This window comes from Enterobacter sichuanensis (assembly GCF_009036245.1).
GTDB classification, from domain to species: Bacteria; Pseudomonadota; Gammaproteobacteria; order Enterobacterales; family Enterobacteriaceae; genus Enterobacter; species Enterobacter sichuanensis.
On sequence record NZ_CP027986.1, the window covers coordinates 2,297,816 to 2,324,745 of the forward strand.

General features: G+C 54.0%; 27 protein-coding genes and 1 pseudogene. 14 read left to right on the forward strand and 14 right to left on the reverse strand.

Going from position 1 to position 26,930, the window contains the following annotated elements; genetic code table 11:
- Positions 1 to 52: 52 nt before the first annotated feature.
- The gene (locus C1N69_RS11095) at positions 53 to 967 is read left to right on the forward strand and encodes a bestrophin family protein (RefSeq protein ID WP_047958591.1); all 915 of its coding nucleotides are present in this window, start codon (positions 53 to 55) and stop codon (positions 965 to 967) included.
- Here the strand turns inward: C1N69_RS11095 and C1N69_RS11100 are convergent.
- Complete coding sequence (locus C1N69_RS11100) at positions 955 to 1,503, reverse strand: GNAT family N-acetyltransferase (RefSeq protein WP_047958592.1); 549 nt, start codon at positions 1,501 to 1,503, stop codon at positions 955 to 957. The genes C1N69_RS11095 and C1N69_RS11100 overlap by 13 nt on opposite strands.
- Before the next feature lie 117 nt (positions 1,504 to 1,620).
- On the opposite strand from C1N69_RS11100, the gene C1N69_RS11105 reads away from it, so the two are divergent.
- The 7 genes from C1N69_RS11105 (at position 1,621) to C1N69_RS11135 (ending at position 7,627) form a co-directional block, all read left to right on the forward strand.
- Positions 1,621 to 2,148 (forward strand): hypothetical protein, encoded by a 528-nt coding sequence (locus C1N69_RS11105; RefSeq protein ID WP_155031179.1) that lies wholly within the window; start codon positions 1,621 to 1,623, stop codon positions 2,146 to 2,148.
- A 9-nt stretch (positions 2,149 to 2,157) separates the two neighbouring features.
- Entirely contained in the window at positions 2,158 to 2,628 is a 471-nt protein-coding gene (locus tag C1N69_RS11110; RefSeq protein WP_095440673.1) for a GNAT family N-acetyltransferase, read from the forward strand.
- Positions 2,629 to 2,640: 12 nt separating this feature from the next.
- The gene (locus C1N69_RS11115; RefSeq protein ID WP_095451311.1) at positions 2,641 to 3,081 is read left to right on the forward strand and encodes a GNAT family N-acetyltransferase; all 441 of its coding nucleotides are present in this window, start codon (positions 2,641 to 2,643) and stop codon (positions 3,079 to 3,081) included.
- A 145-nt stretch (positions 3,082 to 3,226) separates the two neighbouring features.
- Positions 3,227 to 4,222, forward strand: a complete 996-nt coding sequence (locus tag C1N69_RS11120) for an alpha/beta fold hydrolase (protein ID WP_155031180.1) — start codon at positions 3,227 to 3,229, stop codon at positions 4,220 to 4,222.
- Between the two features lie 44 nt (positions 4,223 to 4,266).
- Positions 4,267 to 5,007: a response regulator gene (locus tag C1N69_RS11125; RefSeq protein WP_025756438.1), complete on the forward strand. Its 741-nt coding sequence runs from the start codon at positions 4,267 to 4,269 to the stop codon at positions 5,005 to 5,007.
- On the forward strand, positions 5,004 to 6,302 hold the full coding sequence (locus tag C1N69_RS11130; protein WP_155031181.1) for a HAMP domain-containing sensor histidine kinase: 1,299 nt from the start codon (positions 5,004 to 5,006) through the stop codon (positions 6,300 to 6,302). Before C1N69_RS11125 ends, C1N69_RS11130 begins: the two co-directional genes overlap by 4 nt.
- Before the next feature lie 134 nt (positions 6,303 to 6,436).
- Positions 6,437 to 7,627: a cytochrome c biogenesis protein/redoxin gene (locus tag C1N69_RS11135; RefSeq protein WP_155031182.1), complete on the forward strand. Its 1,191-nt coding sequence runs from the start codon at positions 6,437 to 6,439 to the stop codon at positions 7,625 to 7,627.
- A 5-nt stretch (positions 7,628 to 7,632) separates the two neighbouring features.
- On the opposite strand, the gene tam is transcribed toward C1N69_RS11135, so the two are convergent.
- Both tam and C1N69_RS11145 read right to left on the reverse strand, forming a co-directional pair.
- Positions 7,633 to 8,391 (reverse strand): trans-aconitate 2-methyltransferase, encoded by a 759-nt coding sequence (gene tam / locus C1N69_RS11140; RefSeq protein WP_155031183.1) that lies wholly within the window; start codon positions 8,389 to 8,391, stop codon positions 7,633 to 7,635.
- 83 nt (positions 8,392 to 8,474) lie between these two features.
- Positions 8,475 to 9,059 carry an NUDIX hydrolase gene (locus tag C1N69_RS11145; protein ID WP_025756442.1) on the reverse strand — a complete coding sequence of 195 codons (585 nt, stop codon included), beginning with the start codon at positions 9,057 to 9,059 and terminating at the stop codon, positions 8,475 to 8,477.
- A gap of 86 nt (positions 9,060 to 9,145) precedes the next feature.
- Between C1N69_RS11145 and C1N69_RS11150 the strand changes: the two genes are divergently transcribed.
- Positions 9,146 to 9,913: a DeoR/GlpR family DNA-binding transcription regulator gene (locus tag C1N69_RS11150; RefSeq protein WP_155031923.1), complete on the forward strand. Its 768-nt coding sequence runs from the start codon at positions 9,146 to 9,148 to the stop codon at positions 9,911 to 9,913.
- A 12-nt stretch (positions 9,914 to 9,925) separates the two neighbouring features.
- On the opposite strand, the gene C1N69_RS11155 is transcribed toward C1N69_RS11150, so the two are convergent.
- The 3 genes from C1N69_RS11155 to C1N69_RS11165 form a co-directional block, all read right to left on the reverse strand.
- Positions 9,926 to 10,297: a VOC family protein gene (locus C1N69_RS11155; protein WP_025756444.1), complete on the reverse strand. Its 372-nt coding sequence runs from the start codon at positions 10,295 to 10,297 to the stop codon at positions 9,926 to 9,928.
- A gap of 94 nt (positions 10,298 to 10,391) precedes the next feature.
- Positions 10,392 to 10,835 (reverse strand): PACE efflux transporter, encoded by a 444-nt coding sequence (locus tag C1N69_RS11160; protein WP_025756445.1) that lies wholly within the window; start codon positions 10,833 to 10,835, stop codon positions 10,392 to 10,394.
- A gap of 81 nt (positions 10,836 to 10,916) precedes the next feature.
- Positions 10,917 to 11,879 carry an NAD-dependent epimerase/dehydratase family protein gene (locus C1N69_RS11165; protein WP_059386540.1) on the reverse strand — a complete coding sequence of 321 codons (963 nt, stop codon included), beginning with the start codon at positions 11,877 to 11,879 and terminating at the stop codon, positions 10,917 to 10,919.
- Positions 11,880 to 11,974: 95 nt separating this feature from the next.
- Between C1N69_RS11165 and C1N69_RS11170 the strand changes: the two genes are divergently transcribed.
- Positions 11,975 to 12,883, forward strand: coding sequence for a LysR family transcriptional regulator (locus tag C1N69_RS11170; protein ID WP_155031184.1), 909 nt, complete (start codon positions 11,975 to 11,977; stop codon positions 12,881 to 12,883).
- A 61-nt stretch (positions 12,884 to 12,944) separates the two neighbouring features.
- Here the strand turns inward: C1N69_RS11170 and C1N69_RS11175 are convergent, their stop codons facing one another.
- Both C1N69_RS11175 and C1N69_RS11180 read right to left on the reverse strand, forming a co-directional pair.
- Complete coding sequence (locus C1N69_RS11175; protein ID WP_059386538.1) at positions 12,945 to 13,634, reverse strand: hypothetical protein; 690 nt, start codon at positions 13,632 to 13,634, stop codon at positions 12,945 to 12,947.
- A gap of 48 nt (positions 13,635 to 13,682) precedes the next feature.
- A complete protein-coding gene (locus C1N69_RS11180) occupies positions 13,683 to 14,144 on the reverse strand; it encodes a hypothetical protein (RefSeq protein ID WP_154232937.1) in 462 nt (153 codons plus the stop codon).
- A gap of 890 nt (positions 14,145 to 15,034) precedes the next feature.
- Between C1N69_RS11180 and C1N69_RS11185 the strand changes: the two are divergent.
- Positions 15,035 to 15,355: pseudogene (locus tag C1N69_RS11185) on the forward strand (aldo/keto reductase); the annotation flags it as partial.
- Positions 15,356 to 15,525: 170 nt separating this feature from the next.
- The gene (locus tag C1N69_RS11190) at positions 15,526 to 16,113 is read left to right on the forward strand and encodes a hypothetical protein (protein ID WP_155031185.1); all 588 of its coding nucleotides are present in this window, start codon (positions 15,526 to 15,528) and stop codon (positions 16,111 to 16,113) included.
- A gap of 28 nt (positions 16,114 to 16,141) precedes the next feature.
- On the opposite strand, the gene yjjJ is transcribed toward C1N69_RS11190, so the two are convergent.
- From yjjJ to C1N69_RS11215, 5 genes are read right to left on the reverse strand one after another with little or no spacing between them, the layout of a single operon-like run.
- Positions 16,142 to 17,446 carry a type II toxin-antitoxin system HipA family toxin YjjJ gene (gene yjjJ / locus C1N69_RS11195; protein ID WP_155031186.1) on the reverse strand — a complete coding sequence of 435 codons (1,305 nt, stop codon included), beginning with the start codon at positions 17,444 to 17,446 and terminating at the stop codon, positions 16,142 to 16,144.
- A gap of 44 nt (positions 17,447 to 17,490) precedes the next feature.
- Positions 17,491 to 20,667, reverse strand: a complete 3,177-nt coding sequence (gene silA / locus C1N69_RS11200; protein WP_155031924.1) for a Cu(+)/Ag(+) efflux RND transporter permease subunit SilA — start codon at positions 20,665 to 20,667, stop codon at positions 17,491 to 17,493.
- Positions 20,668 to 20,677: 10 nt separating this feature from the next.
- A complete protein-coding gene (locus C1N69_RS11205) occupies positions 20,678 to 21,925 on the reverse strand; it encodes an efflux RND transporter periplasmic adaptor subunit (protein ID WP_047958607.1) in 1,248 nt (415 codons plus the stop codon).
- Positions 21,926 to 21,936: 11 nt separating this feature from the next.
- Positions 21,937 to 22,275: a cation efflux system protein CusF gene (gene cusF, locus C1N69_RS11210; RefSeq protein ID WP_047958608.1), complete on the reverse strand. Its 339-nt coding sequence runs from the start codon at positions 22,273 to 22,275 to the stop codon at positions 21,937 to 21,939.
- A gap of 28 nt (positions 22,276 to 22,303) precedes the next feature.
- Complete coding sequence (locus tag C1N69_RS11215; RefSeq protein ID WP_155031187.1) at positions 22,304 to 23,689, reverse strand: efflux transporter outer membrane subunit; 1,386 nt, start codon at positions 23,687 to 23,689, stop codon at positions 22,304 to 22,306.
- Positions 23,690 to 23,849: 160 nt separating this feature from the next.
- On the opposite strand from C1N69_RS11215, the gene C1N69_RS11220 reads away from it, so the two are divergent.
- Both C1N69_RS11220 and C1N69_RS11225 read left to right on the forward strand, forming a co-directional pair.
- On the forward strand, positions 23,850 to 24,533 hold the full coding sequence (locus C1N69_RS11220; protein WP_025756461.1) for a copper/silver response regulator transcription factor: 684 nt from the start codon (positions 23,850 to 23,852) through the stop codon (positions 24,531 to 24,533).
- Positions 24,523 to 25,977, forward strand: coding sequence for a Cu(+)/Ag(+) sensor histidine kinase (locus tag C1N69_RS11225; protein ID WP_155031188.1), 1,455 nt, complete (start codon positions 24,523 to 24,525; stop codon positions 25,975 to 25,977). Before C1N69_RS11220 ends, C1N69_RS11225 begins: the two co-directional genes overlap by 11 nt.
- A gap of 3 nt (positions 25,978 to 25,980) precedes the next feature.
- Here C1N69_RS11225 and C1N69_RS11230 read toward each other — a convergent pair whose 3' ends face one another.
- The gene (locus C1N69_RS11230) at positions 25,981 to 26,886 is read right to left on the reverse strand and encodes a LysR family transcriptional regulator (protein WP_155031189.1); all 906 of its coding nucleotides are present in this window, start codon (positions 26,884 to 26,886) and stop codon (positions 25,981 to 25,983) included.
- Positions 26,887 to 26,930: the final 44 nt, after the last annotated feature.

The following is a 26,930-nucleotide window of genomic DNA, read 5'->3' on the forward strand; positions in this document are numbered from 1 at the left end:
GTGACGGGGATCACGTTTAATAGCCTCGCTCTTTTCTTTCCTGAAACTCACTATGATCGTTCGTCCTAAACAGCACTGGCTACAACTGATTTTTGTCTGGCACGGTTCGGTACTTCCCAAGATCTATACCCGATTGCTGCTCAACTTCCTGCTCTCTATCGCCGTTATCCTGATGCTGCCGTGGTATACCTCGCTGGGTATTAAATTTACCGTGGCGCCATTCAGCATTCTCGGCGTGGCGATCGCTATCTTTCTGGGTTTCAGAAACAACGCCTGTTATTCCCGCTACGTTGAAGCCCGGCTGCTCTGGGGACAGCTGATGATAGCGGCACGCTCGCTGTTTCGCGAGGTAAAAAACACCTTGCCCGACGATAAGCATCTGGGCGAATTCGTTCGACTGCAAATTGCTTTTGCCAACTGTCTGCGCATGACCCTGCGCCGGGAACTGAACGCTGAGCAACTGTCACGCTATCTCGCTGCGGATGATTTACCTAAAGTCATGGACGCCAACTCACCGGCGAACCGTATTTTGCTGATCATGGGGGAGTGGCTGGCCGTGCGGCGACGTAACGGGCAACTCTCAGACATTCTGTTTCACAGCCTGAATAACCGACTCAACGACATGTCCATCGTCCTTTCAGGCTGCGAGCGGATTGCGACAACGCCGGTGCCGTTTGCCTATACGCTGATTCTGCACCGCACGGTGTATCTGTTCTGCATCATGCTGCCGTTCGCGCTGGTTGTGGACCTGCACTACATGACGCCCTTCGTCTCGGCCCTGATTTCCTACACCTTTATCTCGCTGGATACCCTGGCGGAAGAGCTGGAAGATCCGTTTGGCACCGAAGATAACGACCTGCCGCTGGACGCCATCTGCAACATGATGGAGCGCGATCTGCTGCAGATGAACGATGAAGAGCACATTCCGGAAAGGCTGATGCCGGATAAGCACTATCAATTGACCTGACGGGCGTTCCACTCGTCGCGGGTGATCTCCCACAGCTCAGAATCCAGCACGCCGCTGACGTACGCTTTCTGTTCCGTTTTGATAAGCCGCATGCCGCTACTGTCTGAAATACGACGGGAGCGGCTGTTGGCGGCGGCCTTCGGCGCGCGTAAGACCGGTTTGTTCAGCGTATTGAACCAGTAATCCGTTGCCGCAATGCTGGCCTCGCGCATATATCCCTGTCCCTGAAATTCCGGCGCCAGCCAGAACCCGCGGTTGTTATCTTCAATATCGTACAGACAGATAATGCCCATCAGCGCATCCGGCACCTCGCGACGTCTTATGCTCCAGAACCACGCAATCCCTTTTGCCATATCCGGCAGCGCCACGTTGTTAACATAATTTTCCGCGCCGTCATCCGGGTAGGGCCAGGGCACGGAAGAGACCATATAGCGGACGATCTCCCAGCGTGGATAGAGCTTTTGTATCTGGACCGCATCTTCGGCAACCAGCGGTTTTAGCAGCAAGCGTTCTGTCGTGAGCGTCGGTATCGTCATCCGCCTATCTCCATATTTAAGCGTTATGCTTTTGTTTGCGTTCTGGTATTTTCATCTCTATCACATTCTGTCGCGGCGTGCTGTGGTTATTCACTACCAAAAATGGGCGAAATATAGATGCGTTTTTTGGATTTTTTAGTCGGACGGGTTTTTCAGGATCTCCTCCAGCAGGGTAAAGAGGAACGGTTTTTGTCGCGTCCCCTCAGCGAGCTTCCGCGTCAAAATCCTTATCCGGTCGCGGCATTGTTACCTCTGTTTTTGGTGGCGTTTGCGTTAAACCTTCTGCCTTTTCTCAGCACGTTGCACGGTTTGTCCCCTTTACAGCATGCGCTGAGTTTTTTCGTACCATCATTAATCATGACTGGCGCGCTCATTGTTATCAGCGTGCTTTTGGCCCGAGGGGTGACGTCAGGATTGTTGGGGTTGATGGCAGTGTTCATCTTTCTGCTGGTCATGACCTTCGTTCAGGCGCTGCTTCTCCTGTTCTCTCATGACGGGAGCCTTTGGCCACTGGTCATTGCATCCTTCGCGCTGATACTTTGTCGGAGGGTGATGAATAGCAGCGGCTTTGTGCTGTTTACCCTCTATTGTCGCACTCAGCATCTTGCCAGCGTTGCACGTGAAATCCGGTTAAAAGGCCGTTAAAGAGGTGATATGACGTTACGAAAAGCGAATCCGCAGGAAGCCGAAACACTCTGGAATATTCGCAATCAGGCGATTCGTCACGGCTGTAAAACCAGCTACGACGCGGATGTCATTGCGCGCTGGACGCCCGATCTGATGCCCGAACGCTACCGGCAGATGGTCATTGAATATCCATTTTACGTGGTGGAAGATGAAAAGGGCCACGTCGCGGCGACCGGTTATCTGGATCTGGATACCCACTGTCTGGAGGCGATATTCACCTTGCCCGCGGCAACCGGTAAAGGCATGGCGACCCGAATTATCGAGGCGCTCAAACAAGAAGCCCGCAGCCGGGGGATAACCCGCCTGACGCTCGATGCAACGCCTAACGCGTGGACGTTTTACCAGAAACTGGGCTTTGTCACGCTGAACGAAAAATATCATCACTCGCGCATGGCGGGCGCTGATTTACGCTGTTTTGAAATGGCAATCAATGTGTAATGTGAGGAACGCATGGCTGTTACGGTAAGACCTTTACGCGCAGACGATTACGTCCAGTGGCGACCGCTGTGGGACGGCTATACCCATTTTTATGACTGCTACCTTGATGAGTCGGTCACGGCATCAACATGGGAAAGGGCGCTATCTGAAAGCTCACCCATGTTCTGCCGCGTGGTAGAGAAGGACAAAAAGGTCATCGGTTTTGCGATGTGCATTCTGCATGAAGGCACCTGGTCAACGGCCCCAGTCTGTTACCTTGAAGACCTGTTTGTGGATGCCTCCGAACGTGGGGCAGGAGCGGGTAAAGCACTCATTGATGCCCTGATTGAGGAAGGCAAGCGTGAAGGGTGGTCAAAACTGTATTGGGTTACCCGGGAGAACAACCCGGCGCGTAAACTCTATGACAAATACGCTGAGGCTGACGACTACGTTCGCTACCGCCTCTCGCTATAACGCTAAAACGCCTGGGTTTGTATCACACTGTATCCGCGTTGCTGATACTTACACAGGCTTGCAATAAACCCGCATTCGCACATATCCGCTATACATTGAGATGTTGTGATATCCCCATGAATTGTACTCAACCGGAGATACCAACATGTTCAGCAAACTTGCTTACTCAACCCTCGCATTGACCGTTTCTCTTGGCACCGTGATGTCCTGTCAGGCCGAAGTCACCGGCACAAACGTCGCGGCCGCCTTTGATCACCCGCAGCAAATTAACGCCGGCGATCTAAACGTCGGTTATGTCGATATCGGCCCGAAAGAGGGTCAACCGGTCATTTTGTTACACGGCTGGCCTTACGATATTCACAGCTACGCCGAAGTCGCACCCGCGCTGGCGGCAAAAGGCTACCGCGTCATTGTGCCTTCGCTGCGCGGCTACGGCACCACGCGCTTCCTGTCAGCAAAAACGCCGCGCAACGGTCAGCCTTCGGCCATGGCGAAAGACATCGTCAACCTGATGGACGCCCTGAATATCAGACAAGCGGTATTTGCCGGATACGACTGGGGAGCCCGTACGGCAGATATCGTCGCGGCTTTGTGGCCAGAGCGCGTGAAATCTCTGGTCTCGGTGAGCGGATATCTCATCAGCAGCCAGCAGATTGGTAAACAGCCGCTGCCGCCAAAAGCCGAGCAGCAGTGGTGGTATCAGTTCTATTTCGCCACCGCGCGCGGCGCACAAGGCTATGCCAAAAACACGCATGACTTCGCGCGCTTAATCTGGTCGCAGGCATCGCCCGACTGGAAATTTAGCGATGCGGTCTTTAACGCCAGCGCCAAATCCCTTGATAACCCGGATCACGTCGCGGTGACGCTCAGCAACTATCGCTGGCGGTTAGGGCTGGAAAAAGGGGAAAGGAAATATGACAGCTACGAGCGAAAACTGGCCACCTTGCCGAACATTACCGTCCCGACCATCACCATTGAGGGCGGAAACAACGGCGCGCCGCACCCGGCACCACAGGCCTATGCAGCTAAATTTACCGGTAAATATGAGCACCGGACCTTCGGCGCAACCGTGGGGCACAACCCGCCTCAGGAAGATCCGCAGGATTTCGTCAAGGCGGTTATCGACGCGGATAAGCTGTGATATGTGCTATTTTCAATACGTTACCCCTCAGTCTGGAGAGTTCGGTGGAGCATATTGATCATATCCTTGTCGTCGATGACGACAGGGATATTCGTGAACTGATTGTCGATTATCTCGGAAAATCTGGCTACCGCGCGACGGGCGCGGCCAACGGCAAAGAGATGCGTGCCGTGCTGGATAAACAGCATATCGACCTGGTGGTGCTGGATGTCATGATGCCCGGCGATGACGGACTTACGCTATGCCGACAGTTGCGCAGCGGCAAACATAAAGATCTGCCCATTCTGATGCTGACGGCGCGCAACGAAGAGACGGACAGGATCCTGGGCCTGGAAATGGGCGCGGATGACTACGTGGTGAAGCCGTTTGTCGCCCGGGAACTCCTGGCGCGCATCAAAGCCATTTTACGTCGTTTTCGCACAATGCCGCCCAATTTACAGGTAACGGAAGCCGGGCGGCTGGTGATGTTCGGTGAATGGCAGCTTGATACCGTCGCCCGCCACTTAATCGATCCTGAAGGGGTGATTGTGGCGCTCAGCGGGGCGGAGTATCGCCTGCTGCGCGTGTTCCTGGACCATCCTCAGCGCGTGCTGACCCGGGATCAGTTGCTTAACCTGACGCAGGGGCGCGACGCCGAGCTGTTTGAACGTTCAATCGACCTGCTGGTGAGTCGTGTTCGTCAGCGTCTGAATGAAGATGCCCGCACACCCGCCTATATCAAAACCGTGCGCAGCGAAGGTTATGTTTTTACCATGCCGGTGATTATTAAAGAGGCTAATGAATGAGGCTCTGGCCACGCTCGCTACTGGCCCGTTTACTGATCGTTGTGCTGACCGGTCTGCTGCTGGCGAACGCCCTGAGCCTGACGCTGGTCATGATTGAACGCATGCACAGCGCCCGCACGGTGATGCTCGGCAATCTGGAAAACGATGTCGCAACGAGCGTCGCCATTTTAGACCGGTTACCGGCCAGTGAACGCGCCGCCTGGCTTGGGCGGCTCGAACGGGGTAACTATCGGTATATCCTGGGCCGCGGAGAGCCCGGCGCCGCGCCGACGGATAAGCGTTCAAAGGATGCCATCCGCACCCTGACCGCGACGCTCACGGCACAGTACCCGCTCAGCTTTACCGCGGTTTCTGGGGCCGTTTCCCATATTCAGGCTCATCTTACGTTACACGATGGTGCGCCGCTGACCATCGATCTGATCCCACGCATGCCGCCCGTCGCCAGCTGGCTACCGGTGGTGCTCATCCTGCAATTGCTGCTTCTGGCGGCCTGCTCCTGGATAGCCGTGCGGCAGGTGGTGCGGCCTTTTTCGCACTTTACCCGTGCGGTGGATTCTCTGGATCCCGCGTCCAGCACGCCAATGACCGAGAAAGGGCCACTGGAGGTACAGCGGGCAGCGCACGCCTTCAATGCGATGCAGACGCGTATTCAGTCCTACCTGCGGGAGCGCGCACAGATTCTGGCGTCCATTTCACACGATCTCCAGACCCCCATAACCCGCATGAAATTGCGCGTCGAAATGGCCGGGGAACCTGAACTTCGCGACAAGCTCCTGAACGATCTTGATAGCATGACGCGTCTGGTGCGGGAGGGTATTGCCTATGCCCGGTCATCAGAATCCCTGGAAGAGACCTCTCTTAAGCTGGAGCTCAACGCCTGGGTCAACTGCATCGCCTGCGATTATCAGGATATCGGTAAAAACGTGCAGTTTCAGGCAAACGAGACCCGCCTGCCGATTGTTACGCGCCCGCAGGCGCTACGACGGGTAATGACCAACCTGTTGGATAACGCTCTCAAATTCGGCGAGCGAGCCACGATTGCGATAGATGATTCGTCTGAGAGCGAGGTAGTTATTCACATTGCGGACGACGGACCGGGGATCCCCGACGCCGAGCTTGAGGCGGTTTTACAGCCATTTTATCGGGTTGAAACATCACGCAACCGCGATACCGGCGGAACGGGGCTTGGCCTGGCGATCGCCGCGCAGCTCACCGCTCAGCTTGAAGGAAAGCTGAATCTGGCGAATCGCGCCGGGGGCGGGCTGCAGGTCTCCATTACGCTTCCGCGCCGTTAATTGTACGGCTTTGTATCTCCCGCTACCAGGATACAAAGCCAGACAAAACCTGTGAATTTGCACACATCCGGAACACATCCGTACGATGAAATAGCCTCACTGCAGCGTCGCAGGACTTGTTTTGTGAGGTCACTATGTTTCTGGTAATCGCTTTTCTGGGCGGGATGATCAGCCTGCTCAGTCCATGTACGCTCCCGGTTATTCCACTCCTGTTTGCCGGTTTTCAGGGGCAGCGGCGCCATATTCTGGCGCTGCTCGCGGGGATGATCGTGATGTTCACTCTGGTCGCGATGGTCGTCACTGTCGCCAGCGAGTGGATAACGCAAGCCACCCTTATCGGGCGCTGGATCGCGCTCGTCATTCTGGCCGCCGCCGCGCTGGCCTTAATTTTCCCGTCCTTCGCCCAGCGCATGGCGGGCCCTGCCGTGAGCGCCGGAAACGTCCTCAACACCCGAAGCGGACAAACGCGCGGTATGGCATCAGCGTTTCTGGCCGGGCTGGCGGTCGGGTTGCTCTGGTCACCCTGCGCGGGGCCCATTCTGGGCGCTATTTTCAGCATTAATATCGCGGGGCATTCGGCCATCGCTACCGGCGCACTGCTGGCCGCCTATGGCAGCGGATGCGCGCTGATGCTGGGTTTGCTCGGGTTCGGCGGCCGCACGCTGATGGCACCGTTAAGAGCAAAGTCGGCACTGATGGCGAAGCTGCGCCAGGGGGCGGGAGTGGTGATGTTAGCGGCAGTCGTCCTGAACGCGACAGGGATGACTTCGCTGCTGAAAGGGGCAAACGGCGTCGCAGACCGTCTTGAGACCGCGCTCTTAAATCTGGCGAAGCCTGCGACCACGCCGGTGAAGCTCCAGCCGGTAGTCATGACCGAACCCAGCAGCCAGTTGCCGTCGCTAAGCGGTGGAACAGGGTGGATAAATGGTGACCCTGTCACGTCTGAATCATTGCGGGGGAAGGTTGTTCTGATCGATTTCTGGACGTGGGACTGTATCAACTGCCAGCATACGCTCCCCCATGTGCGGGACTGGGCCACCAAATACCAATCTCAGGGGTTGGTCGTGATTGGGGTCCATACTCCGGAATATCCCTGGGAAAAACCTCTTTCGTCGGTAAAAAATGCGGTCAATAAATGGCAACTGCCGTATCGGGTGGTGACGGACAACAACTATCAAATCTGGAATGCGTTCGGCAATCAGTACTGGCCCGCACATTACTATTTTGATGCCAAAGGGCAGCTGCGCTATACCGCCTTTGGCGAAGGTGATTATGAGCAACAGGAAAAGGTTATTCAGCAGTTGCTCAAAGAAGCCCGTTCATAATCGGCTCAGGGCTGACGTTGAGCGACGATAAACAACCGCGGAAAAGCCAGCAGTATCTGCCCGTTTTCCTGGAGCGGATACTGCTCTTCCAGCAGTTCATGGTAGCGTTTCAGAAAACGTTTCTGCTCGCTTTCATTCAATTCCTGGAGCCATGGGCGTAAACCGGTGGCGCTGACCCAGTCGATAATCGCCTGGTGCGAATTCATTTTATGGAAATAGGTGGTCCGCCAGATATCTACGTCGCAACCGGCCTCCGACAGGATGTCGTAATAGGCATGTACGCCCGGCAGAGCTTCGCGGCCGCGGTCAGGGTAGTCTTGCTCCAGCGCCACTTCACGCATTGCCACATGCGTGGGTTCCAGCCAGTTGTCAGGCATCTGGATCGCTAGTACGCCGTTTAACCTGAGCAGGGAGACAAGGTGAGGCAGCAGCGTGTAATGGTCAGGAACCCATTGCAGCGACGCGTTGGCATAGATCAGGCTCAGGGGCTGAGCCGGTTTGTACTGGCTTATATCGGACTCAATGAAGTGGCAGTCAGGTAGCGCGGCGCGTGCTTCCTCGAGCATGGCAGGGGAGTTATCAACGCCGGTGATGTGGGCGGAAGGCCAGCGATGCCTTAGCAACGCTGTGCTGTTTCCGGGCCCGCAGCCCAGATCGGCAATGGTGGCGGCCTCATCAAGAGGAATTCTGGCGAGCAGTTCCGCGGCAGGACGCGTTCTTTCTTCGCCGTACTGCAGGTAAAGAGCAGGGTTCCAGTCGGCCATCTTCGGTTCTCCGTTTTAAAGGCTTCTGCAAGAATAGCACAGGCAGACGCCTGCACCGTGGCAGGCGTCAGGAGAGCAGGCGGTTACAGAATGCCTTTCAGCGCAACATGATAAAGCAGCATGATGGTTTTCCCGTCGACTATCTTGCCGGTTTCAATGCCGCGTAGTGCCTCTTCAAGGGGCATTTCCAGCACGTCGATATCTTCTCCCTCTGCCTTGATCCCGCCGCCTGTGCCGGTTCGGTCTTTCGGCTGGTACTCGGCAACATAAAAATAGAGTTTTTCCGTGACGGAGCCCGGGCTCATATAGGCTTCAAAGATTTTCTGCACGCGAGACACGCGAAAGCCGGTCTCTTCTTCCGCTTCGGCTTTAATGCGGCTTTCGGGATCCATGTTGTCCAGTAACCCCGCCGCAGCTTCAATCAAATTATCCTCATGGCCATTAATAAACACAGGAAAGCGGAACTGGCGGGTCAGGATCACCGTCTTTTTATCGCGGTTATAGAGCAGAATCGTCGCGCCGTTGCCACGGTCGTAGACTTCACGGTGCTGCCGCTGCCATTCACCATCACGTCGCTGCAGGTCGAAGGTGTATTTTTTAAGGACGTACCAGTTATCTGACAGCGTTTCACTGTTGATGATGCGCACATCTGCACGTTTTGATTGCACGTTTGTTCCTCCTTACGTAGAGTAATCATCATAAACAGCATTATCGTGCAGTTTCAAGATAAAACATGCAACCTCGGGAAGTCATGATGCTCACCAGTCAGCGAAAACAATTGATCCTTGAAAAACTCACCGCCGAGGGGCAGGTCCAGTCTAAAGCACTCAGCGTGCTCTTCGATGTTTCAGAAGACACCATCCGACGCGATTTACGCGAGCTGGCGGCAGAAGGGCGTTTACAGCGAGTGCACGGCGGCGCTCTGCCGTCATCCTCCGCCGTTGCTCCGTTTGCTGAACGCCAGTCTGTGAAAATGGATGCAAAACAACGTGTGGCCCGCAAAGGCGCGCAGCTGATTTCATCAGGCCAGGTAGTGATCGTCGACGGTGGCACCACAACGTCGGCGCTGATTACCTTTTTACCGCCTGACCTGCGTATCACGGTTGTCACGCACAGCCCGAGTATTGCCCTGGGGCTCGTCGATCATCCGTCCATCGAGGTCATTCTGATCGGCGGCCGTTTATATAAACACTCTATTGTCGCGGTTGGCGCAGCGGCCATCGAAGGGATCGAAAATATTCACGCGGATCTGTTCTTCATGGGTGTGACGGGTATCCATCCTGACGCAGGACTGACAACCGGTGATTTTGAAGAGGCATGCATCAAACGAGCATTTTCCGCCAGAGCCGCCGAAACGGTAGTCCTGGCGTCTCCGGAAAAGATAAACGCTGCTTCATCGTTCGTCATCGGGGACGTGTCTTCGGTAAATACTATCGTCGTTGAAGACAATACCGATAAGAACTGGATCCGCGCGTTATCGGATAAAGGAGTATCCGTGGTGCTAGCCTCAGGGCATGAGTGAAGAAGCGTTGAGCTACACGCTCTGCGGCGCATGGCACACCGCCTCGATGTTATGACCATCAGGCGCGATGACGAAAGCGGCATAGTAGTGTTCGCTGTACGGGCGTAATCCCGGCCCACCGTTATCCCGTCCGCCGGCGCGCAGGGCAGCATGATAAAACGCATCGACTTGCTGACGGGTATTAGCAACAAACGCCAGATGAAGCGGCGCCGGTTTTTCCGGTGTCTGGTAAAGGCAGAGCGAAACGTCACCTGAACTCATTTCGACACCGTAGTCTGGCGTGCCTTCATCAATGAGCTCCACCCCAAGCGGCTTTAGCGCCTCCAGGAAGAACGTTTTACTTTTTTCATAATCACTCACGCCGAATTTAACATGATCAAACATTGTCGACTCCTGAAAAGAAGTAGAGAAATTAAGAGTATAGAAGGCGAGTGGAGTCGCATGCTTTCAGGAGCGTGTCATTGTGACGGATATCTCGCTACACGGCAGAGCGTTTCCGTCCGACCCATATCCAGCGCAGGTAGTCATAAAGCCAGTTAAACAGCATCGTGTATGGCAGGAAAAACAGCACAAGACCGATTTCAACAAAAAATGCCTCAGTCATTGTTAAATTCAGCATCACCATAGCGACAGGGATTAAGGTGACGATCAGTCCAGTTTCAAAACCAACCGCATGGATTGCACGAACGAGGAAGGTTCGTTGAAACTGGCGTTTTTTCTGCAGCGAGTCAAAGAGTTTATTAAACACAAAATTCCAGGCCGTTGCGGTAAGTGCAGATATTACGGACAGCGAGCCGGACTGGAGAACCGACACGTTCATCAGCCAGGCAAGCGACAGGGCGATGATAACGTTAGCCGTCACTTCAAAAATGACGGCATGAAAGATTCGCTCTTTAAAACTCTTATCCAGTTCAATTTCCATTTGTTCAGGGCAGTATTTATCAAAAACTTAAGTATATCAGACAGTTTTCAATCCTCTCTAAACGAGGAAGTTGAAGTTATGTTAAATACACCCCAGACCCGCTAATGTGGAATGCACGGCATCAATAAGGGGGGTCTGCGGCTCATGGCCTAAAAAAGCAATCAGTTTTGAATTGTCCATCTCAACCGTCTGCTCCCATAGGTAGCGCATCTCCTGCATCTCACGCAGTGTGGTGTTAAAGGGACTCATCGCGGAGACCAGCCACCAGGGAAACATTTTCACTTTCGCCTTAATACCGGCACGCTCTGCGGCTAATGTTATGGCTGCGGCCATTGTTGTTCCATCAGGATCCCAATGCCCGCGCATGTGGAAACGGGAAAACGGTTCAAGCTCATCCCGACGTGCCAGCAGTGCCGCGAACGTTTCGGCGACATCCGGCAGATATGCCCACTGATGGCCTGTTCCGGCTTTCCCGGGATATTTAACGATCAGCGGCGGGTGACCCGGTTTAACTAATCCCTGTGAAAACCAGTTGTTACCGGCACGGGGACCAAAAAAATCCCCCGCACGCAAAATCAGTACCTTTCCGCCACGCTGCGCATAGTCAGAAAGAGCCTGCTCCATTTGCACTCGTATTGCGCCTTTTCGGGTAACAGGATGCTGAGGAGAATCCTCGCGTAAGAGGGGAAAAGCATCGGGACCGTAGTTATAAATCGTGCCCGGCAGAACGATTAACGCTCCGTTTCGCTCCGCGGCGTTGATGGTGTGATGAAGCATGGGTAAGACCAGCCGATCCCAGTTCCGATAACCCGGCGGGTTAACGGCATGGACAATCACGCTACACTCTGACGCCGCAGCCTCTACCTGCTCTGCATTTAGCGCATCGCCGCTAATCCAGTGGATACGTGAGTTGTGTTCGTCCTTTTGCGGAGTTCTGCGGCACAATGCGCGAACCTCCCATTCATCGCGGACCAGTTTACGGGCAATTTCGCCACCAATTCCTCCCGTTGCGCCCAGGATCAGTACCTTATTAGTGTTTTTCATTTTTTTTACTCTGGCTGGATACCTGATTGACATCTTAGTGAGTACACGGGCTAAATGTAATTGCATAATATAACCAGGCAGGTATGCATTTTTGTATGAAGCTAACTATCCCATGGGAATGGTATCGCACCTTTTTGGCCGTGATGAAAGAGGGGTCCTTGTCAGGGGCCGCCCGCAGGCTTGCCATTACCCAGCCAACAGCCGGACGCCATATTGCAGCGCTGGAATCAGCCCTTGGTCTTGTTTTATTTACCCGTTCGCAGACCGGGCTGCAGGCCACAGATGCAGCCGTCGAACTCCAGGGTCATGCGCAAGCAATGGAAAACACCGCCATGATGATTGAGCGCTCGGCGGCCAGTTTCAGTGCCGGGGCAACCGGGTTACGCGGCGTGGTGCGCGTTGCTGCCAGTGACATCATCGGCACGGAGGTTCTGCCTTCGGCGATCGCCAGACTAAAGGATGCATACCCACACATAACCGTTGAGCTGGTTCTGTCTAATCGCGTTCAGGATTTACTGAATCGAGAAGCGGATATTGCAGTACGCATGACCACGCCGGTGCAGGAGCAACTGATTGCGCGTCGGACTGGAAAGATTGAAATAGGTCTGCATGCCGCACCGGCCTATCTGTCACGGCATGGTGCACCGGAAAGTATTGAGGAGTTACTCACCCATACACTGGTGGGTTTCGATACCATTACACCCTTTATTTTACAGTCCCTTAAGCAATTTCCTCAGCTAAACCGCGAGCTGTTTACCGTGCGAACCGACAGTGACGTTGCCCAATTAAACCTTATACGGGCAGGGGCCGGTATCGGTATGTGCCAGGTACAACTGGCCGATTTTCCAACGCCACTACAGAGGATAATGCCTGATTTTTTTGCATTGCATCTCGACACCTGGCTGGTGATGCATGAGGACTTACGCCACAGTCAGGCCTGCAAAACGGTATTTGATTTTCTGGCTGAGGATTTACAGGCTTATATCAACAGGGCGCAACGCTGAGATCCCCTGAGCCGATGGCAACCGGGAAACCTCTGGCATCCATGCCAGAGGTTTTACAGTGCTACATTAGATGTAAAAGCGACTTGCTACTGTAATTGTTTTCGATATGTGCCTTCAGCTGATCGCTGGTTTTTTGGCGAAGCCGATCATAGATCTTTTGCAGGTCATCCAGACTTTTTATGATTTCTTCTGCCGACTCTCCGCCTGACTTCAGTACGTCCTTATAAAGCGCGGCAAACGTCTGGAAATCAACTTTTGTGGCATCGACCACTGAGATCGTATAGTAGTAGGCGGAGACAGATTCCGTATGTGTTAACAACGATTGGGTTTTAACGTTTCGCTTCCAGGCAAGAAAATCGAAGCGGAGTAATGAAATACCATCGGTGTAACACAAATACTTCTCCTTGTAGACCTCTTCACCCTCTGAGCTACCAAGGAATGACGCAATGAGCAGTTTGAGCATATTGCCTATGCCGGTGGCGACACTCTGATCTCCAATAAATATGCCCGCGGCTTCATCAACAACCTTATTAATGTTGTCGGCTTCCTTTTTTAAATATGAACGTGTTTGTCCATCACGATTAATGATCGCGGTAATAGGCAGGGTCTTGCTCTGCTCAGCGTTTTTTAATTCATCCGTGATAGTAAGTTTATAAAGAGTGAGCTGTTTATTTGCGAGTTCCGATAAGAAACTCAAAGCCTCTTTGGTTTCTTCAGAAAGTTGCCCTGATTTATCTATTTCTTTAGCCATGGTAAAATTTCCTGAGTGTAGTAGTACATAGTAACAGGTGACAAAATGTCAGACATCAGCGTAATAGATATAGGCATAAACCGAATCCGTACGTTTGAAATTCGTCCAGCCACGCCGCACTATTAAGGCTTCAACTTTGTCTGAAATGGCTTTGGGTACGACGAGATAAACAGACCCTGATGCATCAGCAGGTTTGCCATCAATCTTCATGACATCAGCAGCGACGCCATCCAGAAAGCGCGGCTCATCACCGTCCCTGAAGATCCCATAGGCCTTGACCTCCACCCATTGAGCCGGTTTTGTCATGGTCGCATCACAGACTAAATCACAGTAAGTCAGAGAGTGCGGGTATTGGACTTCACGCTCGGTGCTTTCTCCTTTCATAATATTAAGGTGATACCACAATTCTGCCTGTAACCATCCTTCAAACCCGCCTTTGCTGAGGCTTAAAGATGATGCTTTTTCATTCTGAGCGTTCATTACTTTAATAATATCATTAACGTCCATCATTGTTTCCTTTGTAATAAAAGAATATTGAAGGTAATTATCGATATATCGTTACCGTAATGAAGGGCGGGGAATTCCCGACATTCGATGTAATTGTATTTGTCATCGGAAATCTTTCCATGCGCGATTATCGAAATTGCGTGGAAATAGCAATAATTTAACCTTGATTGACTTTTCAATCTAACAATATAAATTTGCCCTGGCGTTAGTTTCATAATATATCATAGATCTTTACTTTTAGTTGAAAGATGAAGTTGGTGTGAGTATCAGAGAACGAGACGGAAATTATCTAAGGCAAAAAACTGAGGTAAATGCTTTTGTATTTATAAAGAAAGAAAAGTGAACGCGAGGTAACGGAACGGAGAGTTCATCCGGAGAAGTGCTTACGCTGACGTTTGCTGAAACCGATCCGACCGCAAATCCGGGATTTATGCGTACAGCGAGTTGTCCATTCGAGAGAGTGTTTGCGGCAGCTAAGACACCGGGCGCACAGAACCTGCATGAACGTTGAGCCAGGATACGGTGTGGTCAAGACCTTATCGGATAGTGAGCGATAGCCATAGATGGGGTCCATGCAAGCCACAAGAACCTCTATATTTGAGCAACTCCTCATTGGTTCGCATAATGTATATTATGTTAAATAGGCTTTGTGGGTCGATTATCATACGGTTCCAGAAATCAGCATGTTGTGAATTTTCAGTTACCTCCCTTTTATTCCATTAGGTCTGTCGTACTGCGTTAAATGATTTCAGGAATGATGATATGAATAACGATTACGACCATTAGTGAAAAAAGCTCACAACACCATTCGATGGCGCATGCTGGTTCCCTTCATGTCAGTGCAATACCCTGTCGTATACAGAATTGCTGGCAATAAAAAGAAGGAACACTGAATGAAGTATGTGAATCTTGGTCGTAGCGGTTTGAAAGTCTCCCGTCTTTGCCTCGGTTGTATGAGCTATGGTGAACCGGAACGCCTGCCTCAACCCTGGTCCCTGGATGAAAAGGCGTCACGACCGTTCATTCGTCAGGCGCTTGAAGCAGGCATTAATTTTTTTGATACCGCGAATATCTACTCGGGCGGAAGTTCTGAAGAGATCACAGGAAAAGCGCTGAGAGAAATGGCCAGACGCGATGAGATCGTTGTGGCGACAAAGACCTTCTTTCCGTGGCGCAACTCACCCAATACGGGTTTTCTTTCCCGCAAGGCCATGCAACTGCCGACCGGGCTTCGCCTTCTGATTGAGTTCATACAGGAGGCCAGGCCGCTGGGGTTGTGAAATAGCGCTTCCATGCGGGACGATGCATTATCGTCTTTATCGCCCCGTAGCGGATATCATAAAATCAATCAGGGCCTTCACTCTTTTAAAAGCCGTATAATCAAATGATTAAAATTTTATCCCACCGCCTGAAACACTGTAACGCGCTGGCCGACAGCATGAGCAATGCCTCCCCGACGCAACTGCAGCAGCTCAAGACGCAGTTGGCCGAACAGATGGGTAATCCTGTGGGATTACATACCATGGGTATTCCGGCAGCAATCAGTACGCTCGGGGTGATTATCAGTTTCGCCATTCCGCAGCTGTGGTTGGGCTATGGGGTACTCGCCGCACTCGGGCAGCCAGTTGAACGCGTATTCGTGTGGGTTGTACTGGTCGCCCTGCTTTTCGCTGGCATCAACGGCGTGACGATGTTCATGATTGGCAAAGGCAGCATGCGCGCCGTACGGATACACCTTGCGCTGGCGGTGATAAGCCTGGTATTAACGGCAGCCTATCTGCTGGCCGCGCTGAGCGGTAGCCCTTTTCCGGGCGTCAGCCTGACTGCGGCACTGGTGAGTATCGTCATGTTATTGCTTAGTGGTAGTGCTATCCTCTCCACAGCCTTTTATAAAATGCTGCTATTTACTCTGCATAATCGCGCCTGGCGCAAGCTGATCAGACAGACTCGCGATGCACATATGCCACGCTAAGCCTGCCCCTCGTAAACATCCCGCCCCATTATCCCATACGCGATATCCTTGACCTCGCCTCGTCCAGATGGCTGCGCAACGCCGCAAGACATGGCGAGAAATTGGCAGAAAACTGTCGGCAATCGCAGGCCAGAGCATAAAAACGCTCAGCCAGCTCCAGCGCTTCATGCCAGATTTCTCCTGCGACCGCGTCGATAAACGTAACCGGACGCAGCATATTCACCAGTGCGCCTCCTGATTTCGGTGCGAAGCCCATGGGCAACATGTCATAGGCTGGCGCAAGATCGTAAGGTCGTCCATGGGAACTGATAAACGACAAATTACCGTGGTGCATGTCGGTATTGCCGATCAGCGTGCCAAACGCCCAAAGCCTTGCCGTACTGGCGACCGCGTCCGGGTGAACACAACCCTGCTTTGCCAGCTCGTTCACCAGTACCGGCCAGGTTTCTCTTGCCCGGCCGACAAACTCCGCCTCAAGCGCACGTAAAGAAAAGAGCCCTTTACGACCAAGTGGTCCCGTACGATCGAACCGCGGGATCTCAAGGAAGCGCTGTCCGCCAAAATCAAACACTGCTGTTTCGACGCCAAGCACCCTTAACGCCAGATGTTCCGCCAGCAGCAGGTCTCGCCAGCGTTCGCTTACAGGGTTATCGTCCGGTGCCGTGAACTTCACAATGACATGGCCACGCTCTGTGTAAGTGCAGAATTTTGGCTGCTCGCCGCCTGCAGAGGAGCCCGGTACATCGCCGGCGCTCACGGCCAGCGCCAGTGACGGATAAGCGGTTGCCCGGTCCACGGCAACAGGCAATGGCATCTCGACAAAATGATTCCGCGCCTGTTCTCCAATTAACAGGTTCCCCACCGCATCGTGCCCGTGAGCCAGCAAAGCCCGGATAACGTCAGTGTCACTCCAGTTCTCTGGATTCGGCGGCAGGCCCAGTTCGGATGAAAATCGGGATGCATACGCCCGGCCAAGGTATCCCTGAGGCCGCATGTCAAACAACCACCACGGCAATCCATCGCTATGGAGGCATATATTGTCCGTTTGCTCCATCACAAAGCCGTCAGGATAAACCGGAACGAGTTTACCCAGCGGTTTTACCGTACCCTCTTCCGTTATGCGATAAACGGGAGCCGAACTGAACCCGCGATGCGCATCACGTAGCACATAGTGAATAGATGGACCTGAGCCAATACGAACAACCTCATCGCCAAGCGCTTTCATCGATCGCGAAACGGTTGGCTGACTAATCCCCATAATATCAGTAAGTTGCCTTACCGATATGGGGCCTTGCCTCAGCAGTTGTCGTAGCGTTTCGGATCGATTTATCATGGCTTTGAATCGCTTTATGAATAGTTTATTGAATAGCTAATTTATCAGGTATTGACCCCTCTGTCATCTTCACGAACCGCCGTGGGTGTTTTCTGCCTGCGCAGCCAGATTAGCTTGTACGCCGCTGGAATAATAAACAGCGATAACAGCGGCGCCGTAATCATCCCGCCAATCATCGGCGCCGCAATCCGGCTCATGACCTCTGATCCTGCACCGCTCCCCCAGAGAATGGGCAGCAGGCCCGCAATGATCACCGCGACGGTCATCGCCTTTGGCCGCACGCGCAGCACGGCGCCATGGTAAAGGGCGTCATCAAGCCCCTGCTCTGTAAACGTCTCACGCTGTGCCAACGCCGGATGCGCTTCAATGGCATGACGCAAATACATCAGCATGACCACCCCAAACTCTGCCGCCACCCCGGCCAGGGCGATAAACCCGGTGCCGGTTGCGACAGACATATGGAAGCCCTGCCAGTAAAGGAACCATATCCCGCCAACCAGGGCGAACGGCAGACTCATCAGGATCAGCAACGCCTCATCCACGCGCCGGAACGCCAGATAGAGCAGAATGAAGATGATCATCACCGTCATCGGCACCATCAGCTTCAGCTTCTTATTGGCATGCTCAAGCAGTTCAAACTGTCCGGAGAAGGAGACGCTGGTCCCCGGCCTCAGTTTTACGTTCTGACCGATGGCGGTCTTAATGTCGTTCACCACGGACACCATATCCCTGCCGCGGGCATCGATATAGATCCAGCTCGCAGGGCGGGCATTTTCCGTTTTCAGCATCGTTGGGCCTGAAACGACGTTAATCTCTGCAACATCACCCAGCGTAATCTGCTGTTTCATTGGCGTCAGGATCGGCATCTGCCTCAACGCGCCCGGGCTGTTCCGGTAGTCCTGAGGATAGCGAATATTAATTGGATACCGGGCAACGCCTTCCACCGTTTCCCCTACCGTCGCACCGCCAATGGCCGATGAAACAAATAGCTGCACATCGCCCACCGTCATCCCGTAGCGGGAGGCTTTTTCCCGGTTAATATCGATATCAATATAGCGCCCGCCTTCCAGACGCTCTGCCAGGGCAGACACCACCCCCGGCACCGTTCTGGCGACGGCTTCAATGCTCTGCGCTGTGGCGTCGATATCCGACAGCACGGTTCCTGACACCTTGATACCAATCGGGCTTTTGATCCCGGTCGAGAGCATATCAATGCGGTTGCGAATAGGCGGAACCCAGAGGTTAGCCAGACCGGGCAAACGAACGGTCCGGTCGAGCTCCTCAACAATTTTGTCAATTGTCATGCCGGGCCGCCACTGATCTTCAGGTTTAAGCTGGATAGTGGTTTCCACCATTTCGAGCGGCGCGGAGTCCGTTGCCGTTTCTGCTTTTCCGGTCTTGCCAAAAACAGACGCCACCTCAGGCACGGTTTTGATCAGTTTGTCCGTGGTTTGCAGGAGCGCCGCCGCTTCTGCCGGAGAGACGCCGGGCAACGTCGACGGCATATACAGCAGATCACCTTCGTTGATCTTCGGCAGAAACTCACCGCCCACCTGGCTCAGCGGCCAGATAACCGTGAAGATGGACAAGCCCGCAACCAGCAGGGTTGTTTTTGGCCACTGGAGTACCTTAAGCAGCAGCGGATGATAGGCGTTAATCAGCAGCCGGTTCAGCGGGTTACTGTTCTCTGCGGGGATTTTCCCCCGGATCCAGAACCCCATCAGAATCGGAATGACGATAATAGCCAGCGCGGCCGCCCCCGCCATGGCGTAGGTTTTTGTGAAGGCCAGTGGACCAAACAATCGCCCTTCCTGCCCCTCAAGGGTAAAAATGGGAATGAACGACAGGGTGATAATCAGCAGGCTGATAAACAGCGCGGGTCCCACTTCCACGGAGGCGTTGGTGATCACTTTCCAGCGCGTGGCGTTGTCAATGTCTTCACCGGGATGCTGATGACCCCACTCTTCCAGCCGTTTATGCGCGTTTTCAATCATCACGATGGCGGCGTCCACCATCGCCCCCACGGCAATGGCAATGCCGCCCAGGGACATAATATTGGCATTCAGCCCCTGGAAGCGCATGACGATAAAGGCGATACACAGGCCAAGCGGCAGAGAGATAATCGCCACCAGCGCGGAACGGACGTGCCAGAGGAACAGCGCGCAGACGATGGCCACCACAATAAACTCTTCGAGAAGCTTGCCGCTCAGGTTATCAATGGCCCGGTCGATGAGCTGGCTGCGATCGTAAGTCGTCACAATCTCAACGCCTTCCGGCAGGCTGGCCTTCAATGTGTCCAGTTTGTCTTTTACCGCCGAAATGACTTCACGCGCGTTTTTGCCAGAACGCAGGATCACCACCCCACCCGCCACTTCTCCCTGCCCGTTAAATTCGGCGATGCCGCGGCGCATTTCCGGCCCCGTTTGTACGCGGGCAACGTCGCGCAGGTAAATCGGTACGCCGTTTTCGCCGGTTTTCAGGACGATGTTATTGAAATCCTCCATCGTCTGCAGATAGCCGCTGGCGCGGACCATATACTCCGCTTCCGCCATTTCAACTGACGACCCACCAGCCTCCTGGTTAGACGACTCAAGGGCCTGCTTAACTTCGGGCAGGCTGATGCCGTACTGGGCAAGTTTAAGCGGGTTGACCTGGATCTGATACTGCTTCACCACGCCGCCCACCGATGCCACCTCAGCAACGTTCGGGATAGTTTTCAGTTCAAACTTCAGGAACCAGTCCTGCAGTGAGCGCAACTCGGCGAGATCGTGCTTTCCACTGCGATCCACCAGCGCATATTCAAAGATCCAGCCCACGCCCGTGGCATCCGGGCCGATTTCAGAGCTCACGCCAGCGGGCAGTTTGCCCTGAACCTGGTTCAGGTACTCCAGCACGCGAGAACGGGCCCAGTACAGATCGGTCCCGTCTTCAAAAATTACATACACATACGAATCACCAAACTGAGAAAAGCCGCGTACGGTCTTTGCGCCGGGAACCGACAGCATGGTGGTGGTGAGCGGATAGGTCACCTGATTTTCCACAATCTGCGGGGCCTGGCCGGGGTAGCTCGTTTTGATAATCACCTGAACATCAGACAGATCGGGCAAGGCATCGACAGGCGTGTTGATGATAGTCCATGTTCCCCAGACGCTGAGAAACAGTGCGCCCATCATGACCAGGAAACGGTTGGCGACAGACCGCCGGATAATCCATTCAATCATCATCGCCTCCTTAATGGCCTGAATGCGCGTCGGCAGCGGATTCAGCGTGACGCATACGCTCCAGCGCGCCGGTAATATTGGCCTCAGAGTCAATCAGGAACAGACCGCTGACCACCACTGACTCCCCTTCTTTAAGGCCAGAACCGATAGCGGACTGTTGCTGAGATTCATGCAGAACGTGGATCGGTTTCGGCACAAAGCGCCCCTCTGCATCAACGGTAATGACGCGCTGCTCTTTGCCGGTATCAATAACGGCCTGAGACGGGATCAGCAGCATCTCCTGACTGTGGGTATTCAGCGTCAGGTACGCATTCATGCCCGGCTTCAGCAGTTCATCTTTGTTTGAAACCTGCAGGCGCACCTGCAGCGTACGGGTGGTTTGGTCCACACTCGGCAGAAGATTCCATTTTTCAACCGGGAAGGCGGTATCCGGCCAGGCCGGTACCGTTATGGCAAACTGCGAGGTGTCTTTCAGCAGATAAGCAATCGACTCAGGGACGGCCGCGCTGATCCAGACCGGATCCATCCCCTGAATCTGCGCCACCACCTTATCTTTCGAAATATTCATGCCGGTGCGCAGGTCAAAGGCGGTAATAACCCCGTCGATCGGCGCCTTGATGGTAAACCGGGTCTGGATAGTGCGGGTCGCACGCAGTCGCTGAATATCCTCATCCGGCATACCGGCCAGCCTGAGCCGTTCCAGTACCCCTTTTATCTGCGTGGGCGTACCGCCGGTGCCGGAGAGGAGCAGAAACTCGCTTTGGGCCTCGACCCAGTCCGGGATTGTAAGATCGATCAGCGGCGTGCCCTTTTTCACCTTATCGCCGAGGGTCAGCGGATACACTTTCTCAACGAACCCTTCCGCGCGCGCCTGCACAATGACAAACTGATAGTCGTTATAGCTGACGTTCGCCGGGATCGTCTGGACATAATTCAGCGTTCCGCGCGTGACCTTTTGCGTTTTTAATCCCAGGTTCTGGACCTGGGTTGGATCAATACGGATCCCGGCACTGCTTTTATCATTCTCATCGGCATACTTCGGCACCAGATCCATATCCATAAACGGCGATTTACCGGGCTTATCGAATTTAACGTCGGGCTTCATCGGGTCATACCAGAAAAGCACCTTTCTTTCAGATGTGCTATTTTCGGGCGTTGTCGATGAGTGCATCGTCTGCCATGCCGTCACGGCTATCAGCCCTCCTGCAATAAGGCTGGTGATAATCGTGGCGGCATATTTTATTTTTAAAGAAGCCATGCCGTTTCTCGCTATTTAATACTCTTGAGTACAGAGAGATTGCCCTGCTGAACAAACGAGAAATTCACGTGGCTGCCGACTTTTAAGGCAGTAATACTCGCGTCGGCCTGCATAAAAGTAAAACGCATGGTCATCGCGGGCCAGCCAATTTCCGGGATGGCTTCATGAGAAATCGTCACTTTTTTGTTCGTCAGATCAATGTCCTTCACAATGCCGGTTCCGGTGATGACCTGCTCAGAGGCACCTTCGCTGGCAGTGCTCATCTCCGCGTGCTGATGAACCTCAGCCTGAAGGCCGACAGAAAACAGAATAATTGCCCCAAATACAACGACGTTAAGTGAATTGCGCATGTTTAATTTCCTTTTTAATTAAATGAGGTTATTCGACCCAGCCGCCGCCCAGCGCGGTGAAGAGATTAATTTCATTAACCTGTCGGGCATAAATAAGGTCGAGAATGGTTTGCTGCGTGGAAAACAGCGAGCGTTCCGCTTCTAATACTTCGATATAGCTCACCGCGCCGCTGGTATATAACCCTCTGGCACGCTGCAGGGTGATGTTTAGCGAATCAAGATACCGCTGCTGCGCTGCAAGCTGCTGGCTGAGGCTGTCCCGCAGCGCAAGCGCGTCGGCGACCTGTTTAAAGGCGGCCTGAATTTTTTGCTCGTAATTCACAACCGACTGCTGCTGGCGAATTTCGGCGAGATTCAGGTTGGCTTTATTTCTGCCGGCATTAAAAATGGGAATGTCTATTTTGGGAATAACGTTCCACATGCCACTCCCGGCGGAAAAGAGACTGGATAATTCCGTGCTGCCTGTTGAAAGGCCGCTGGTCAGGGATATGGACGGGAAAAAGGCGGCGCGCGCCGCGCCGATATTCGCATCGGCCGCTTTAAGCTGATACTCCGCCTCCATAATATCCGGACGCTGCAGCAGGATTGCCGATGAAAGATGGGGTGGCAGCTTTACCGGCGCAATGTCGCGGGCGTTCATCCCGCCGTCGCCCGGCGGCGTGCGATACGTGCCGAGAAGCAGCTGCAGGGCATTGTTGGCCTGCGCCAGCTCCCCCTCTCTTTTGGCAATATCTGCCTGAGTACTTTCAATCTGTCCCCGGGCCTGCTCCAGCGCCAGCACGTTGGTGCTGCCCGTAACCAGCTGTTGCTCAACGAAAGCATACGATTGCTGGTAGTTGTTCAGCGTTTCCCGGGCAACGCGCAGCTGTTTATAGGCCAGCTGCTGGTTGAAATAGCTCTGCGACACGTTCGAGACAAGCAGAATATGCACCGCGCGGCGGGCCTCTTCGCTGGCGAAAAAGTTTTGTCGGTCGGCATCACTCAGGTTCTTCAGCTTGCCGAAAAAGTCGAGTTCGTAGCTAAGCGCCAGACCGGCGTCGTACTGCTGCGTGGCGGGTTTGTCACTTTTCAGCCCACCGCTGTAGGTGATTCCCGAGGAGGCGTTTAGCTGAGGATAACGATCCGCATCGGTCACGCTGAACTGCGCCCGGGCCTCTTCAACCTTCAGGGCGGCCATTTTTACATCGCGGTTATTTTTCAGGGCTTCTTCAATCAATCCTGATATCTGCGGGTCGACGAAGAAGTGGCGCCAGCCGGTGTCCTGATACCCGGCCGCCACGGTCGTCAGGCTGTTACGCGAGAGCGAAAACTGCTGGGGTACCGGTGACGCCGGGCGCTGGTATTCAGGGGCCAGCGAAACGCAGCCTGCCAGGATAAATACCACACTGATGCTGAGTCGTTTTAACAGGAACATAATGGTTCATGAAGTCCAGAGTATTTTTAGGGTTACTCTACTGAACGCATCCTGTTTGACCGGTGACAGGATAATGACAATGCTGTCATTTTTGGCATAAATCATTGTGAACGATCCCAGGCTCACTAGAATGTCTTCAGCAGCCAGTCTGGGGAGCAAGATGAAAATACTGATCGTTGAAGACGAAATGAAAACCGGGGAATACCTCAGCAAAGGGCTGACGGAAGCGGGGTTTGTCGTGGACCACACGGATAATGGCCTGACCGGGTACCACCTCGCCATGACGGCGGAATATGACCTGCTGATTCTGGATATCATGCTGCCCGATGTAAACGGCTGGGATATCGTCCGCATGCTCCGTGCTGCCGGCAAAGGGATGCCCATACTGCTGCTGACCGCCCTCGGGACGATAGAACACCGGGTAAAAGGACTTGAGCTGGGCGCTGATGATTACCTGATTAAGCCTTTCGCCTTTGCGGAGCTGCTCGCCCGGGTCAGAACGCTGCTAAGGCGCGGGAATACGGTGATTGCAGAAAGCCAGCTTCAGGCGGCAGACCTGACGGTTGACCTCGTGTCGAGAAAAGTGAGCCGGGCCGGGAGTCGCATTCAGCTCACCAGCAAAGAGTTCAGCCTGCTGGAGTTTTTCCTGCGTCATCAGGGCGAGGTGCTTCCCCGTTCCCTGATTGCTTCCCAGGTGTGGGACATGAACTTTGACAGCGACACAAACGCAATAGATGTCGCGGTTAAGCGGCTGCGCGCAAAAATCGATAGCGATTTTGAACCCAAACTGATTCAGACGGTGCGCGGCGTGGGCTATATGCTGGAGGTGCCGGATGCCCGTTAAGCTTCCCAGGCGCCCTTTTTCTCTCGCCCTGCGGCTGACCTTTTTTATCAGCCTCTCCACGCTACTGGCCTTCTTCGCCTTTACCTGGTTTATGCTGCATTCCGTCGAAAAGCATTTCGCCGAGCAGGACGTCAGCGACCTGCAACAAATCAGCAGCGCGATGCACCGCACACTGCAGTCCCCGGCCGATCCCGATCAAAAGAAAATCAGCAAGCTCAAAGAGTCGCTTGCCGGCTACCGCAACGTTGCCGTCCTGCTTCTGGATCCGCAGGGCAATACCCTGTTCAGCTCGGCACAAGGCGCAGCATTACGCCCGGCGATGAACACGGCGAACTTTAGCCAACACCGTCAGGCACAGGATGTGTTTCTCTGGACGGTCGATGACCCGGACATGGCCATGCATGCCGGGTCCGACATGAAGATGGAAACCTACCGGATTATCGCCTCTTCAGGAACGGCGACGCTGCAGGGCAAAACGCAGAACTACGTTATGCTGATCGGACTCTCCATTAATTTTCATCTTCACTATCTTGAGGCGCTGAAAAAGAATCTGTTCGCGATTGCCGCGGTGATTAGCGTGCTGATTGTGCTCGTCATTCGCATCGCGGTTCGCCAGGGACATTTACCCCTGCGTAACGTCAGTAACGCCATTAAAAATATCACCTCCGAAAATCTGGACGCGCGTCTGGAGCCGTCTCGCGTGCCCGTTGAGCTGGAACAGCTGGTGATTTCGTTCAACCAGATGATGGGGAAAATTGAGGATGTCTTTACCCGGCAGGCCAACTTTTCCGCCGATATCGCGCATGAAATAAGAACCCCCATCACCAACCTGGTGACGCAAACGGAAATTGCGCTGAGTCAGCACCGGACGCAAAAGGAGCTGGAAGATGTTCTCTACTCCAGCCTGGAAGAGTACAACCGAATGACCCGGATGGTCAGCGATATGCTTTTTCTCGCACAGGCGGACAACAACCAGCTGATCCCTGACCGGGTGCTGTTTGACCTCGGCGCAGAGGTGCTAAAAGTTTTCGAGTTCTTTGAGGCCTGGGCGGAAGAACGCCACATCACGCTGACGTTTCACGGCGTGCCCTGCCTGATAGAAGGCGACCCGCAGATGTTCAGAAGAGCCATCAATAACCTGTTATCCAACGCCCTGCGCTATACCCCAACAGGGAAAACGGTGACGGTCTCCATCAGCAAACGGGGTAACGACGTTGAGCTGGTCACAGAAAACCCCGGCACGCCGATCCCGCAGGTGCATCTGTCGAAGCTTTTTGACCGCTTTTACCGCGTCGATCCGTCCAGGCAGCGTAAGGGGGAAGGCAGCGGGATTGGGCTTGCGATCGTGAAATCCATCGTCACCGCGCACCACGGAAAAGTCCGCGTCGAATCGGACTCGGAGTCGACGCGCTTCATCCTCACCGTACCGGGAAAAGTGCCCTGAGCGTCAGCAAACCGTGCGGCACACCTCAAGGACCTTTTCCCTGAGCCAGCGATGCCCCGGATCCCGCTCCATACGCGGATGCCACATCTGTGAAACCGTAATGGTGCGGGTCTTAAACGGCAGTTCAAAGACGTGTACGCGCTCTGACATCGGCTGATTGAGCAGGTACAGCGCCGGTACCATGGCAATCAGATCGGACGCCAGCGCCACGGATAACGCTGTCGGAAAACCGGGCACTACGCTTGCGACCTTGCGTTTCATGCCCCGTTCCGCCAGCGCCTCATCGACAAAACCGCGTAACGAACCGTCAGGCGAAGCCAGCACATGGCCCCAGGCAACGTAGTCACTCAGGCTGACCTCCGGCTGTGATGACAGCGGATGCCCCTTGCGCACCGCGCCAACGAACCGGTCCTGAAAGAGTCTTTGCAGACGTATTTCAGGCCCCATATTGCCCTGTACGCCAATCTCCAGATCGACAAGCCCCTCCCGCAAATAGCGCGACGTTTTTTCAGGTTTCGGCGAGAAACGAATACAGACCCCGGGAGCAACGCTCGCCACCGCGGCAATCAGCAGCGGTCCAAACGCCACCACGAAACCGTCGTTCGCGCGGATAGTGAACAACCGCTCAAGGCTTTCCACCTTCATCGTTTCAGTGGAGGGCTGGAGCACCGCCCTTGCCTCATACACGGCGCTTCTGGCGCGGTCCCGGGTGGCTTCTGCCCAGGGCGTCAGGACCATATGACGACCGGCCCGCACCAGAATAGGATCGCCGGTCACCTCCCGCAGCCGGCTAAGCGTGCGGCTCATGGCGGAGGTGCTCAGGTTTAAACGTCGCGCCGCACCCGCCACGCTGGCTTCTGCCAGCAAAATATCGAGCGCAACCAGAAGGTTAAAATCAGGATCGGACACGGTGAATCCTCAGATAGGGCGTTACATGCAATGATAAAGTGCAA